Consider the following 15,653-nt stretch of genomic DNA (forward strand, 5'->3'; position numbering starts at 1 on the left):
AGAATACCTTGATTTTAGGTAGGTTTAAACGAACAAAAATTCATGTTGTTTGCAATAAGGGTTGCGATCTTTAATTCCTATTTTCTAGCAGTTTTAATTTCAAATTACATTTATGGACATTACAAAGGACCACAAAATAGAATCTTATACCTTAAATGATGGCAAGACCATTCCCTACATGGGCTTTGGAACGTACCAAGCCACAGAGGAAGAAGGAATTGAGAGCGTTAAATTTGCGTTACAAAACGGATACAGACTATTGGATACGGCCGCTAGGTATGAAAATGAAGAGGCGGTGGGGAAAGGAATAATTCAAAGTGGAATACCTCGAGAAGAAATTATGGTAACCACAAAGGTTTGGAGAGATCGCTTGGGGTATGACGAAACTAAAAAGGCGTTCTTTGAATCTTTGGAAAGGCTCCAGTTAGATTATATTGACCTCTATCTTATTCACTGGCCGGCAAACGAGAAGAACTTTGGAGCTGATTGGCAGAAAATCAACTCGGAGACCTGGAGAGCCATGGAAGATTTACAGATGGAAGGAAAAATTAAATCGTTGGGGTTGAGTAATTTTTGGCCGGAGCATTTGGAACCATTATTACAAACGGCAAGAATAAAGCCTGCGGTCAACCAAATAGAATTTCATCCGGGATATTGGCAACCGGGGGTATTTGCCTACTGTAAAGAACGTGATGTTAGGGTAGAAGCTTGGTCGCCCTTTGCGAAAGGTGCCGTCTTTAAAAACGGTATAATGAAGGAAATAGCCAAAAAATACAACAAGACCGTAGCACAAATTACCTTACAGTGGATTGTGCAGCATGGTGCGGTGCCCATCCCCAAGTCAACTACCAAGGAAAGGGTTTTGGAGAATATTGATATTTACAACTTTGAACTTACCGGGGAAGACTTACATACCATTAGTCAACTTCCTAAAATGGGCTTTAGCGGAGAACTTCCAAATGAATGGCCGGATATTATAGGTAAACAAGCGTAAAAGAATGAGGGCAACATAATTAAAATGTTGCCCTTTAACTTTTAAAATTGAACAATGAAGAAAACTACCCTGTTTTATCTACTAAGGTTACCGCTGGCGGTAAGCATGTTCGGTCATGGCGCAGTACGACTGCCAAAACTTGACGGTTTTAGTACGTGGATGGTGGAAACTATGACGGAATCTGCAATTCCTACCTTCTTAATAATACCTTTCAGTTATGCCTTGCCCATCGTAGAATTTGGCATTGGGTTACTTATGTTGCTATCCATTCAAGTGAAGTACGCACTTGTGGCAGGTCTTATGGTGATGTCCTTGTTAATTTTGGGAAGCTGCTCTATAGAAAATTGGGGTGCAGTAGGGGCGCAGTTGGTGCATGCTGTTTATTTTGGTCTTTTACTTTTTGCTCAGGATTATAGTAATATTCCCAAAAAGTAAATTTACATTATCAAACAACATTAATGATGGCAGTACCACCTAGTTTGTTTCTTTTTACGGAATTAAGCGTTCGCTCCAATGCAGAAATTAAATTGTGAAAATTGGAAGGTTTGTGCAAATAGCGATTGGCACCCATGGCAAACAGATCCTCAATTTTGGTCATGTCCAGAACGGTAGAATAAATTATGACCGGAACTTCGTCAAAACGTTCATTGTCCCTAATATCCTGTAAACACTCCTCACCGTTCATCATTGGCATAAAAAGGTCCAAAAAAATTAGGTCTGGAAGTTTACTTTCAGAATGTAAATCGGCCATAAGGTCAACCCCATTATCGAACATTTTTAACTCAACTTCAGAATCTACCATTTCCAAAGCATCGCAAAAGATTTCTTGATCCTCATGGTCATCATCTACCAAGTACACCAATTTTTTATTTTGACTTATCATATCCTGCCCAAATATTCTTTCTAACAAATCAACTGAAAATTTTAAATACAAAATTAGGGTCTGGCATCTCTATGGGGTGCTTTAAAACCATTTCCTTTTAATGCGAATGCATCAAAAACCTTAACATTTTAAGTTTGAATTCAATGGGGATTGGTTTCAAAACATTAAAAACATAAAAAAAACTTAAAATTTAAAATTCTGTTTAACTAATTGAATATTAGTTTTTTAAGTGGGTTTTGGTTAGTTGGTACCTATATAAATCCATATTTCTTGTTGTTTTGTCCATATGCTCTTGAAGGGTCTGCGATAGTTTAGTGCAGTAAACTACTTAACAAACTACTATGATTAGACTAAAACAACTTTTGTTGGTCATTTGTATGTGTACGGGCACAACGCTTCTCGCACAAGAACAAGTGACAGGTGTTGTCAATGACAATACCAACATGCCCATTCCCGGGGTGAACATTATGATTAAGGGTACTTCTAAGGGTACGGCCACAGACTTTGATGGCAATTATGAAATTAGTGTCGAAAATGGAGACGTATTGGTCTTCTCTTATCTTGGTTTTAAGAATGCCGAAGTAAGTTATAATGGTCAGCAGACCATTGATGTGGTATTGGAAGAAGATGCCGCTAAATTGGATGAAGTGGTGGTCATTGGTTACGGTACCGTTAAAAAGAGTGATTTAACCGGTTCTGTTGCCACCGTTAGTGCCAAACAGATTGAACAGGCCAACAAGGTAGATGCGGTATCTGCCTTACAGGGGCAATCTGCCGGTGTGGTTATTCAGCGTGGAGATAATAAGCCAGGGAGTGGAGGATTTAACATCCGTATTAGAGGGGCCAGTACCATAAACCAAAATGACAGTAATGGTTTTAATCCTGGTCAAAACCCTTTATTTATTGTTGATGGAATCTTTGTTGATGATATTTCCTTTCTTAACCCGGCGGATATTAGCCGAATGGACATTCTTAAAGATGCTTCCGCTACAGCTATTTACGGTTCTAGAGGTAGTAACGGGGTGGTTCTTATTGAAACAAAGAGAGGTAAGAGCGGAAAATTAAAGGTAGACTATAGCAACTACACGGGCTTTAAACAAGCTTACCACTTGCCCAAAGTTTTTAATACGGAAGGGTATTTGCAAATGGTGAAAGAAGCCGTTGTTGGAAATGAGTTTTCCCAGCCTGAAGGCGATTTGACCTACCGTTCCAGTGATGTTCAATTAAGTGAATTTTTGGATGCTGAGGAATTACAAAATGTGGCAGATGGCGTTGACACGGATTGGATAGACCTTATGTTAAAAAACGGACTTCAAGTAAACCACACTATTGGTTTAAGTGGAGGTACTGAAACCACTAGATACTCGGCAGGTTTGGCGTATACCAAGGATGAAGGTACTGCGGACGGTGAAGATTTTACTAGATATAATGTGAGGGCCAGCCTAAGCAGTGATTTGGCAGACTGGGTAAACGTTTCCTTTAGCAATTACATTACAACGGCCATTCAAAATGGAGGTAGTTTTGAGGGTTTCAGGAGTGCGTACAGGTTAAAGCCCATTGGTAGGCCGTACAATGAGGATGGGACCTTACGTTTTTTCCCAACATCCAAAGAAACACAGATAACCAATCCATTGTTTGAAGCGGATAATATTACACGGGAAGATAAGTTTCTTCAATACATTGCTGATTTTGCCGTAAGGTTCAAACCTCTTGACGGTCTAACCTTTACCACCAAGTTTTCGCCAAATATTAAGTATAACAGGTACGGCGAATACCGCGGGCTATATTCTAAAAGTGTTAGTGCCAATGAATCCAATAGAAGGGCTCAGGTAAATCACGGTAACTACTTTTCATATGCTTGGGATAATATTCTTAACTACAACTTTAGCAAGGGTATCCATGCCGTTAATTTTACCGGGGTTGTTTCAAGGTTTTTGGAAAGGTCTGAAGGGTATTATAACCAAGTAAGGAACTTTACCACAGATGAGTATAGTTTCTACAATATAGGAGCAGGTTTGGATATCAGGGATGTTTCCAGTGATTTTAGTAAGATGACCTTGGAGTCTTATACTGGTAGATTAAATTATACCCTGGCCGATAAATACCTGTTCACTGTTACAGGTAGATATGATGGAGCTTCCATACTTTCGGAAAAAAATAAATGGGCATTTTTTCCATCGGCTGCCTTTGCCTGGAAAATCATAGATGAAAACTTTATGAAAAATCTTGGTGCGGTCTCCAATGCCAAACTAAGATTGAGCTACGGGCAAACTGGTAATAACGGTCAAGGCGGTGGATTAGCGCCACTTAAATCACAGTCTTTATTGGCGGCGAGTGCCACCAACATTGGGGATGCTTCCGTGGCTACTTCCTATATTACGGATTTGGCAAATGAGGATCTTACTTGGGAAACTACTACGGAAATTAACGTGGGGGTAGATTTTGGTTTCTTTAATAACAAGATCAACGGTTCTGTAGATGTATATGAAAGACAGAACAATGATATCATTTTCTTTACTCCATTACCAACAGTAACCGGATTTTCAGGTACGTTCAATAATGTAGGAGAATCCAGTAACAAGGGGATTGAGGTAATGTTGAATACGGTAAATGTGGATACAGAGGATTTCCGTTGGTCTACCAACTTCAATTTTGCATCCAATAAAAATACCTTGGAAAAACTATATCAGAATGATGAAATAGTATTCAATGTTGGGGGCACCAACCTAATCCATAGAGTAGGAGAGCCAGTTGGTTCTGTGTATGATTACGAATATGCCGGTATATGGCAAATTGACGAAGCAGCGGAAGCAGCCACTTTTGGACAACGTCCAGGCCAGGTAAAAGTTACCGATGTGAACGGTGATGGACAAATTACTCCGGATGAGGACAGAAAGGTAATTGGTCAAGTTGCTCCTAAATGGACTGGTGGTATTACCAGTAATATGGATTATAAAAACTTTGATTTCTCTTTCTTGATCAACTTTAGCCAAGGAAATACCTACAGAAGTAATTTCCATAGTAACTACTCTTGGGGATGGCAAGACCAACCACAGAGGACATTTAATGGTTATGATGTGAATTATTGGACACCGGATAATCCGATCAATTCATGGTATCAACCAGGTAATCCTGGTCCTTACGGGCATGTAGCGCATTACAAGGATGTATCCTACGCCAAGGTTGGGTTTATCACTTTAGGATATTCCTTAGGTAATAACATATTGGAGAAACTTAACGTAAGTAACCTAAGGTTATATACTACCGTTCAAAATCCGTTCATTTTTACAGATTACGATGGTTGGGATCCTGAAAATGCAGGAAGAAATCAGTGGGGAGCCGCATACATGTCCAGAACTTTTATGGCCGGTCTTAACCTAAGCTTCTAATCAGTTACTAACACATTAAAAAGATTTCAATGAAATATATTAATCGCAAAATAATTGGTGGTTTGTTATTGGCCGGAGTTTTAGGAGCCAGTTGCGACACCTATTTAGAGGAAGAAAATAATTCCTCTTTAAGTATAGAAACCGTAGAATCAGACCCACAGATTTTTAATCAATTGGTAGCTTCCGTATACGAGCGGGCAAGGGAAACCAGCACCTATTATACCTCTGACCTTTACTATGCTTTAGAGGATTTGGGAACGGATATCGTTACAAGGGCTACCGCCATAAACGGTACTAGTGATGTGAATGACTACGTGAACTTTAACTCCTTGAATTGGGCTGTTGGAGTTTTCTGGACCAATCAATATAAAGTAATCTCCGCTGCCAATGTTGTGGCAGATTTGGAGAACGGTGAAGTTGCAATTCCAGATTTATCGGCGGCCGAATTGGCCAAAGGAGTTGCTGAAGCAAAATTTTTTAGGGCATGGTCCTATTTTAAATTAGTGGTCAATTACGGGGGGGTGCCATTGGTGTTGAACCAGGTTACTACTTCGGATACGGATTATAGCCGGGCAAGCGAGGAAGAAGTGTACGCACAGATAATTACTGATTTACAAACGTCATTGGCTGGTGTTGATGAAAATCCAGCTGATTATGGTAGGGTTTCAAAAGATGCGGTAAGACATCTTTTATCCAAAGTATTATTGACTAGAGGGTATAAATCATTTGGTTCCGATGCTGATTTTACTGAGGCAATCGGTCTTGCCGAAACGGTAATGACAAACCATCCATTGGAAGGTTCGTTTGCAGATTTGGTAGCTATAGGTAACCAAAGAAATCAGGAAGTTGTTTTCTCCTATTTATTTGGAGGAAACTCGGTAAGTCGTGGTTGGGGTAACTCCAGACACATGATGTACCAGTTCCGTTTTTATGATTATCCCGGGTTGATCAGGACCGTTCAGGGACTAAGAAATATGCCAACACCTTTCTTTTACGGTTTATTTTCTGATGAGGACCAAAGGGCCGAAGCTACTTTTACCCGTGAGATTTATGCGCATGAGGACTATGAAGCTGAGGTAAACGGTTCTACCGTTACGGTTGCTGCAGGAGAATTGGCAATATTGCTTCCAAAAGAAACTTGGACACAAGAGGAAATAGATGCCGTGCCCTATGCAGTTATTAACCCCGGAACATATTTCACCAATAATGGTACTACTCCTGTACATTTTCCCATCTTTACTAAGTTTGAAGATCCCGGGGTACCTTTTACGCAGCCAGATCAATCTTCTCAAGGAGAAAGAGATATGGTTATGATGCGAGGAGGAGAAGCCTACTTGATTGCAGCTGAAGCCTACCTTGAATTAGGAAATGCAGGTCAAGCGGCGACCTTGCTGAACTCATTGAGAAGCAGAGCCGGAATTACAGAAGAGGTGACTGCCGGTGATGTGGATATCGACTTTATCTTGGATGAAAGGGCAAGAGAGCTCATAGGTGAGGTCAATCGTTGGGCAGACCTTAAAAGAACAGGTAAGTTGTTGGAGCGTGTAAGGGAGCACAACCCGCATGTTGCCTTGAACAATGCATTACAGGAATATCACTTGCTGAGGCCTATTCCTCAGGCAGAAATAGACAATACCGGTGGTAGCATAACGCAAAACCCTAATTACAAGTAAAATTTTTGCTTCTGTTAAGTTTAGTTGAGTTAACAGCTGATTGTTTGGTAGGGCGGGCTTAGGCCCGCCCAACTTACATTTACTGTTATGGGTTGACCTGCTAAGCTTCAATAAATTTTTAAAATTTATGGGTATTTTCTATATATTGACCACTATTATACTCACTTTACCTTCCTTCTTAACTATCTAAAAATGCTTCGCATCAAAGAGTTATTATTTTTTGTTTCTACCCTTAGCCTTTTACTGTTTGTCTCTTGTGAGAAGAAAGTGGAGGTAAAAAAACCATTGGAAATTAACTATGTGGATAAGGTATATCCTTGGTTGGATACGGAGAACTCCAGATGGTTTTTCTTCAGTTCTGCCAGTAGACCTTTTGGGATGGTCAACCTTAGCCCGGATACGGAGATTGATGGCGCATGGGGAAGTGGTTATCGCTACAAAGTTGACTCTATAAAAGGGTTTAGCCACGTACATGCTTGGCAAATGAGCGGCCTCTCCGTGATGCCCGTAGTCAATAGGGATTCTATAAATCCATTTACGGATTTCTATTCAAAATTTAGCCATGAATCTGAAAAAGTAACTCCCGGGCATCATTATTTAAAACTTGATAGAAATAATATTGAAGTAGAGCTCACTAGTACTAAAAGGGTTGGTTTTCATAAATACAACTTTAGAGCGGAGGATGGAGAAAAAAGAGCCATTCTATTTAACCTTCATACCCCATTGGGACCCTGTGATAATTCCGAAGGAGTCCTGGAAATGGACGGTAATATGGCACTCTCCGGTAGTCTGGTCATGGAACCTACTTTTAGAAGACCCAAGCCTTTAAAAATGTACTTTAAAGTACTTTTAAATACGGCAATTGCTTCCATTGAACATGATGAAATTACCCAAAATGCTGTAGTGCATTTAAACAAAACGGAAGATGCTGTTTTAATGAAGGTGGGTATTTCCTATACGTCCAAAGAAAATGCAGCCCTAAACTTGGAAAAAGAAGTTCCACATTGGGATTTTGAACAGGTTGTGAAAGAATCCAAAGAGGAGTGGAACAAGATGCTGTCAAGAATTCAAGTAGAAGGGGGGTCTGACCAAGAGCAGCGAAGATTTTATACCGATTTGTGGCACGCTTTACAAGGAAGAAGAACAATCAGTGATGTAAATGGGGCCTATCCGGACAATACGGGAGAGAATTTTAGAATTGGTCAGCTTCCGTTAAATGAAAAAGAAGAACCTCAATTTAACCACTATAACTCAGATAGTTTTTGGGGGGCTCAGTGGACCATCAATACCTTATGGGGATTGGCCTATCCTGAGATAATGGATGAATTTACCAATTCCTTAATGCAATATTATAGGGATGGTGGCTTGGTACCTAGAGGACCGTCCGGTGGCAACTACACCTATGTGATGACCGGCGCTTCCAGTACGCCATTTGTAGTAACCGCCATTCAAAAAAATATCTATAAAGGAGATTTGCAAGAAGCTTTTTCCGCCCTTAAAAAGAACCACGAAAAAGGCGGTATCATGGGTAGGGCCGGTTATGAGCATGAAACGGAAATTGGCGGCGGGCTCAGTCATTACTTGGAAAAGGGCTATGTTCCCAATCCCCTGCCCGAGGGCAAGTTCGGTATACATTTAGACGGCTCTGGTCAAACATTGGAATATGCCTATCAAGATTACACTTTGGCCCAATTAGCGAAGAAATTAGGAAAGGCTTCAGAGGTGGAGGTTTTTATGAACCGGTCCAAAAACTATCAAAATGTCTTTAATGTAGAAGAAGGTTGGATGGGCCCCAGAAATGAAAAGGGGGAATGGAAAGCAGATTTTGACCCCTATGCTTATGAAAACGGTTTTGTAGAAAGCAATGCCGCACAGGCAACATGGTTTGTGCCCCATGATTTGGATGGCTTGGCCAACTTAATGGGTGGAAAGGAAAAAGCAATTGAAAAATTGCAGGAACAGTTCACAAAAGCAGAAGAACTAAACTTTACCTCCGGTAGTTCGCACGAAAGTGAATTGCATCCGGAATACAGAAGAATCCCCATCAATTTGGGAAATCAACCTTCCATACAAACGCCTTTCGTATTCAATAAGTTGGGCCGGCCAGACCTAACCCAATACTGGACGCGAAAAGTGGTGGAAAAAGCGTTTAGTGGTTTGGCACCGGATACCGGTTACAATGGCGATGAGGATCAAGGTCTCATGGGGAGTTTAAACGTGCTTTACAAAATTGGCCTGTTTCAGATGAACGGGGGCACAGAGGAAAACCCTGAATATCAAATAGGCAGTCCTATTTTCAATAAGGTGACCATTAAGTTGCATCCAGACTATTATAAAGGGGGAACCTTTGTAATTGATGCTTCCAACAATAGTGGAACAAACGTGTATTCGGATACTCCCGTTTTCAACGGAACCAGCTTAGCTGATTTTACCATCAAACACGAGGATATTACCAATGGGGGTACTTTGATTATGAATATGAAATCGGAGTCAAAAACCAAATAATATGAAAACTAAAATCTGGTTTTTTTTACCGGTGGTCGCTTTATTGATTGCTATGACACAACCTTTGCCGGAATTGGATAAGGGGAAGGTGAAGGAGTTTCTGGTAACGGATTTTGGAGCGGTGCCAGATGGTATGACCCTTAATACAATAGCCATCCAAAAAGCGATCGACGCCGCACATAAGCGAAAAAAGGGAGGAAAGGTTGTATTTCCTTCCGGAAATTATCTGTCGGGAAGCATTCAATTAAAAAGCAATGTTCATCTTTATTTTGAAGAGAATGCCCAATTGTTAGGAAGTACCGATCCTGGGGACTACCAAAAAATGGAATTTCCAGGAAGACCCGAAAGCCCCAAAAAGGACGATAATTCCCAAATGGCTTTGATTTTGGCTCATAAGGCTATAAACATCAAACTTAGTGGTAAGGGGCGTATTGATGGGCAGGGGCTACCACTGGCTTTACATATTGACAGTCTACACCATGCCGGAGTTGCCATAGACCCTAATTACAACACTAAGCGAAATAGGCCCAATGAGACCATGAGACCTAAATTGTTTAGGTTTTCACAATGTGAAAATATTGAAATAACGGACTTAAAAGTAGGGGAAGCCGCTTGTTGGGGACTATCTTTTGAGCTGTGCACTAATTTGATTATAGATAATCTCACCGTTACCAACCGGTCTTATTGGAACAATGACGGAATGGATATTACGGATAGTAAAAACGTGCGAATCACTAACTGTGATGTTAATTCTGCTGATGACGGCATCTGCTTAAAATCCTATTATCCGGGATATAGCAATGATAGTATCTATATAGCCAATTGTACCATACGGTCCAGCGCTAGTGCCATAAAATTTGGTTCGGCTTCCTTTGGCGGATTTAAAAATGTGACTATAGAGAACATTAAAGTATTCGATACGTTTCGTTCTGCCATTGCCATAGAATCAGTAGACGGGGCCCTTATTGAAAATATCAAAGTGAACAACATAGTGGCAGAAAATACCGGAAACGCCATTTTTGTGAGATTGGGACATAGAGCAGGCGAAAAGCCGGGAGTAGTAAGAAATATCTCCATTACCAATATGAAAGTAGAAGTTCCTTTTGGTAGGCCAGATATCGATTATGATTTAAGGGGACCCGAAGTGAATTTCTTTCATAACCCTTTCCCTTCTTCCATTGTGGGAATAGAAGGCCATCAAATTGAAAGTATAACCTTGGAGAATATAGAGATTATATATCCCGGTCGTTCTAGTAGGAGTATGGCATACATTCCTTTAAGCGATTTGGACAGGGTTCCTGAAGAAAGAAAAGGGTATCCGGAGTTTTCCATGTTCGGTGAATTACCGGCGTACGGTTTGTATGTTAGGCACGCCAAGAACGTTAAGATGTCCAATATTAAGTTTGGCTTAAAAGAAATGGAATATAGACCGGCATTTGTTTTTGATGATGTTCATAATTTGAATATGTCCTCCATTCAGCTTCCTAATACCGATAAAGAAGAAATTGTATTGAAGGATACAGAGCAGTGGCAATTGGATGATGATGCCCAAAAATGGTTGAAGAAGTGGTAACTTAGCCCTTTATATTCATCCTGAGAAAAGATTTGGATGTAGAATAAACGTTGTTTTTGTAATGAGAATTTTCTACGCTCTTTTGGTATTCTTTTGTGTATGGGGCCCTGTGGTAGCCCAAGACATAAAGTTTACCCATTACAATGACAACAATGGACTTTCCCATAATTCCATTAGACACATTGTTCAAGATGAAAATGGCTTCTTATGGTTTGGCACCTTTGCGGGACTCAATCGTTTTGATGGTTATCAGTTTAAGTCGTACGTAAGTTCAGATAAGGACTCGCCTTCTATTCTAAATGATGACATCACCGCGCTGGAGTTCAATGCAAAATCCAATCACCTTTGGATCGGTACACGTGGCGGACTTACTTTACTGGAAACAGATACCCATACTTTTCGTACGTATTTGCCAGATTCCCAAAAAAATACTGCCTTACCTGAAAGGGAAATCCGTTCGGTTTTGATCGATAAATGGGAAAGAGTTTGGGTAGGAACAAGAACTCAAGGACTTTCCATATTAAATGTGGATACCGATTCCTTTGAGCGTATTGAAATACAAGGCTTTGAGTATATAAAGGACATTTTTGAAGACAGTGAAGGTAATATTTGGATCGGTAGTTTTGAGACCGGTGGGGTTGCTAAAGTACAGTTGAATTCTAAAGGTACCATTGTTCAGATTACAAAGTTCGAATTGCCCATTCCCAACTCAAATCAGAAAAATCCTTATGTCAATTTTATTTATGAAGATGCCAAAAAGGATATGTTCGTTGGTACGCGTGAAGGGCTGTATAAATTTGACCGCGACTCCAACTCTTTTGTCAATCTCTTTATTACTGATAATGAACTTAGAAATAATTTAGGACCCTACTTCCTTTCGGTCGCTAAAGCGCCGGACAATAAATATTGGGTGGGCACTTTAGGAGGTCTTTTGGTCTGTGATCAATTGGAGGATATTGCCAAAGGTAATTTTCAACTGTTTCAATCCGTTCTTTCTGATGACGCTTCTTTGACGGATAATTTGGTTTCTTCCTTGTTTTTTGATGCTTCCGGTGTATTATGGATCGGTACGGAAGATGGGCTCGATAAATTTGACTCATTTGAAAACCAGTTCAGTTTGGATAAGGATATTTCCAAATTTATAGGAAATAAGGCCCCAAGAATCAGAGGTTTTGCCAAAACTTATGATGGTGAAATTTTAATTGCCACTAGACATAATGGCCTATTTATCACAGACGAATCCGGGTACAGACCTCTTTTTAACAATCAGGCAGACATAGCTTCCATTTATACCTATGACCATAAGCTTTTTTATTGTGGATTATGGGACGGTAGACTTCTAGTATACGATCATGAAGCTAACAGCTCTACCATTTTTGATACCGGCTTCCATAATGCACCGGTAATAGCCATAGCTACAATTGACGAACAGACTATACTTTTGGGATCTTTTGGGGAAGGTGTTGTTTATTGGGACACCAAAGCAAAAAATCAAGTTGTAGCTAAGGGTAAATTGTTAGATGGTTTTGAAATCAATGCCATTTGTAAAGGAGAAGGGGATATTGTTTGGTTGGCCACGGAAGACGGAGCTGTACAGTTGAATACCAAAGAGCTTCGCTACAAACTTTATGTTATAAATAGGGAGGGAATATTCCATAATGCCGATGCCAAAGATGTAAGTGATATTGTTTTAGATAACCAAGGCACTGTTTGGGCAGCTTCCAGATATGGACTAAGCAGGCTAAATGCGGATAGGGGCCTGTTTGAAGTTGTGAAGGAGCCAGAAGAGCTCGTTGGCAAATGGGTGACGGATTTGTTATTTGATGCTTCTGGAAATCTCTGGTTGAACTTGAACAATAACAGTGTGGCCAAATTGAACAGTACTTCCGGAAGTTTGAACACGTACCATGTGAATAGTGGTAACAGGCTAGATGTTTTTAGTTCCAGGGGTTTTTATTCCCCTAATGGAACTGAAATTTTTCTGGCCGCAAAAAATGGGGTCATCCACTTTGAAACAGATAAGCTTGAGGCCCATAAAGAAAAAGCTATACCGGTCATTTCTGAGTTTAGGATTGCCAATAGGGAAGTTCTACCGGGAGTGAAAATCAACGGACAAGTTCCTCTAAAAGAGGATATCAATTTTAACAAAGAAGTAGAACTTTCATACGCCAACAGAAACTTCTCATTACAGTTCGCCATTCCGTCCTTCGCAAACGAGAAACTAAATAAGTTTCAATATCAATTAGAGGGTTTTGATAAAGAGTGGATTACTACAGATGGCTATACAAGAAACGTACAGTATACCAATTTATATCCCACGGATTATACATTTAAATTAAGGTCTAGAAATGGGGATGGCCCCTGGAGCGACACTGTGGAATATGATATTAAAATCCTGAAACCTTTCTGGCTTACATGGCAAGCTTTTGTTTTGTTCTTTGTAATCCTTGGGCTATCCTTTTATCTCATTAGGCTTGAGCTTGACAAAAGAATGAAGTTGCGCAGAGAGCTTATGGCAGAAAAAGTAAACAGGGAACATGACATAAAACTAAATAATGAAAAACTTAGGTTTTTTACCAACATCTCGCATGAACTGAGAACGCCTCTAACCTTAATTTTAGGTCCTATTAAACAGTTAATGGAAGAGAATAATGGGTTGATCACGGATTATCAAAAAAGCAGGTACAAACTTATTCACCAAAACACGAATAGATTGTTTTCCTTGGTCAACCAAGTTCTGGATTTTAGAAAGGCACAAAGTGGTGAGTTAAAGTTAAAAACAACCCAAACGGATATTTTGGCGTACTCCAAGAATATTTTTGATTCTTACAAAGAGTTGGCCAATAATAAGAACATCACCTTTCAGTTTATTTCAGAGAACGAGAACATTCTTGGATATATAGATACGGACAAATATGATAAGATTCTCTACAACCTATTATCCAATGCATTTAAATTTACTCCGGATTTTGGTAATGTAGACCTTTATTTAAGATATAATCAGGAAACGGGGTTGCTTACCGCAGAAGTGAGTGATGATGGAATAGGGATACCGGTCAAAAGTCAGGAAAAAATTTTTCATAGGTTTTATCAAGATTCGCCCAACAAGCAAAATAATACAGGTTCCGGTATAGGTCTATCTTTGGTTAAATCCCTGATAAGTTTGCATAAAGGTACAATAACGGTCAAGAGCACACCCAAAAAGGGGAGCGTATTTACGGTGGAAATACCTATTCAGAAAAATTTTTATCATCCAGAAGAGATATTTCAAATTAGGGTTCCCAATGAAGTGGTCGATTATCCCCAAACAAATGAAATTCCCAGAAAAACCATACAGAATACCGATCTAAAACAAAAAGTATTGGTAATTGATGATAACCTTGAGCTACGAAAGTACTTGGTAGACTACCTGTCTGGATTTTACAAAGTGTATGAAGCCGAAAACGGTGAAGAAGGTCTCAAGCTGTGTAGACAGATAAAACCCATTGTTTGCGTATCTGATGTGATGATGCCCGTAATGGATGGATTTGAGTTTTGTGAAACCCTTAAGAACGATCAGTTCATAAGCCATATTCCAGTAGTATTGTTGACAGCATTAAGTGACAATAAGGACAAGAAAAAAGGCTATGGTACCGGCGCAGATGGCTATTTGGTAAAACCTTTTGACCCTTCCTTATTGAAAATGATGATAGAAAATATCATTAAATCACGATTGGACCTTAAAGCAAAGTTTGCCGAAGAAACAGAAAGTGAGGTGAGTCTTTTGACCCATTCTCCGGTTGATGAAAATTTAATGCGTAGAATTACAGAGTTAATCGATAAAAATTTGGATAATGCGGATTTGTCCACCAGTTTCTTATGTCAAGAATTGGGGATGAGTTCTTCAAAATTATACCAAAAAATAAAGGAGCTTACAGATCTGGCACCAAAAGAATTTATTAGAACGGTGCGCTTGAAGAAGTCCGCTGCATTGTTAAAAACCAAAAAATACAATGTTTCGGAAGTAACTACCCTTATTGGTTTTAACGACCCCCTATATTTTAGTCGATGTTTTAAAAAACAATTTGGCTATCCCCCCAGTAAATTGATTAAATAAGAAAATTAGTGAGTGTAGTTTTCTTTCTATACTTTTTCTTTTAAAGCCTGATTGGTAAAAATTATATCCACGTTTGCTCTGCTCAAAGGCTTAATAAATCGCCTTTTTACAACCGACTTGACTTCTTCTTCAGCCCTTTCAAGGCAATTGCTATAGGATGAGGCCATATAAATATCCATATCTTTAAGAGGAATTCCTCTGTCCAGAGCTTCACTTAAAAATTCAAAACCATCCATTTTTGGCATTTGCCAATCCAATAATAAAATATCCGGTAATTGAAGAGCCCCGTTAGAAGACTTCCAATCTTCAAACCAGCTTAACGCTTCAATAGGACAATCGTAGGACAATATTTCGCACGGTTGCCCGTGACGCTGCAGTTTGATTCTCATATCAAACTGTGATACGAGATCATCATCGATTAATAGTATTAGGGGATTCATAGGGTAGGATTTTTTTATAGTATTATTCTTACATTAATCTAAAATAAAATAAATTTTTATAAGAAATAGCTTAAATAATCAAAAAATATAGATTTTAACT

The 15,653-nt window shown here is 39.5% G+C and carries 9 protein-coding genes; 7 read left to right on the forward strand and 2 right to left on the reverse strand.

Annotated features, from left to right (window positions below; all coding sequences use genetic code 11):
• Positions 1-112: 112 nt before the first annotated feature.
• Complete coding sequence (locus BIZ36_RS18020) at positions 113-994, forward strand: aldo/keto reductase (RefSeq protein ID WP_187459290.1); 882 nt, start codon at positions 113-115, stop codon at positions 992-994.
• A gap of 54 nt (positions 995-1,048) precedes the next feature.
• Complete coding sequence (locus BIZ36_RS18025; RefSeq protein ID WP_187459291.1) at positions 1,049-1,429, forward strand: DoxX family protein; 381 nt, start codon at positions 1,049-1,051, stop codon at positions 1,427-1,429.
• A 10-nt stretch (positions 1,430-1,439) separates the two neighbouring features.
• On the opposite strand, the gene BIZ36_RS18030 is transcribed toward BIZ36_RS18025, so the two are convergent.
• Positions 1,440-1,904, reverse strand: coding sequence for a response regulator (locus BIZ36_RS18030; RefSeq protein WP_187459292.1), 465 nt, complete (start codon positions 1,902-1,904; stop codon positions 1,440-1,442).
• Between the two features lie 314 nt (positions 1,905-2,218).
• Here BIZ36_RS18030 and BIZ36_RS18035 point away from each other — a divergent pair, with 314 nt between their 5' ends.
• From BIZ36_RS18035 to BIZ36_RS18055, 5 genes are all read left to right on the forward strand, one after another.
• The gene (locus tag BIZ36_RS18035) at positions 2,219-5,266 is read left to right on the forward strand and encodes a SusC/RagA family TonB-linked outer membrane protein (RefSeq protein ID WP_222937451.1); all 3,048 of its coding nucleotides are present in this window, start codon (positions 2,219-2,221) and stop codon (positions 5,264-5,266) included.
• Positions 5,267-5,295: 29 nt separating this feature from the next.
• Positions 5,296-6,939: a RagB/SusD family nutrient uptake outer membrane protein gene (locus BIZ36_RS18040; protein ID WP_187459293.1), complete on the forward strand. Its 1,644-nt coding sequence runs from the start codon at positions 5,296-5,298 to the stop codon at positions 6,937-6,939.
• Positions 6,940-7,131: 192 nt separating this feature from the next.
• Positions 7,132-9,444: a GH92 family glycosyl hydrolase gene (locus BIZ36_RS18045; protein WP_187459294.1), complete on the forward strand. Its 2,313-nt coding sequence runs from the start codon at positions 7,132-7,134 to the stop codon at positions 9,442-9,444.
• A gap of 1 nt (position 9,445) precedes the next feature.
• Positions 9,446-11,017, forward strand: a complete 1,572-nt coding sequence (locus tag BIZ36_RS18050; RefSeq protein ID WP_222937452.1) for a glycoside hydrolase family 28 protein — start codon at positions 9,446-9,448, stop codon at positions 11,015-11,017.
• 61 nt (positions 11,018-11,078) lie between these two features.
• Complete coding sequence (locus BIZ36_RS18055; protein WP_187459295.1) at positions 11,079-15,113, forward strand: hybrid sensor histidine kinase/response regulator transcription factor; 4,035 nt, start codon at positions 11,079-11,081, stop codon at positions 15,111-15,113.
• Between the two features lie 26 nt (positions 15,114-15,139).
• On the opposite strand, the gene BIZ36_RS18060 is transcribed toward BIZ36_RS18055, so the two are convergent.
• The gene (locus tag BIZ36_RS18060; RefSeq protein WP_187459296.1) at positions 15,140-15,553 is read right to left on the reverse strand and encodes a response regulator; all 414 of its coding nucleotides are present in this window, start codon (positions 15,551-15,553) and stop codon (positions 15,140-15,142) included.
• Positions 15,554-15,653 lie beyond the last annotated feature (100 nt).

It is taken from the genome of Cytophaga sp. FL35 (assembly GCF_014349235.1).
Taxonomy (GTDB): domain Bacteria; phylum Bacteroidota; class Bacteroidia; order Flavobacteriales; family Flavobacteriaceae; genus Euzebyella.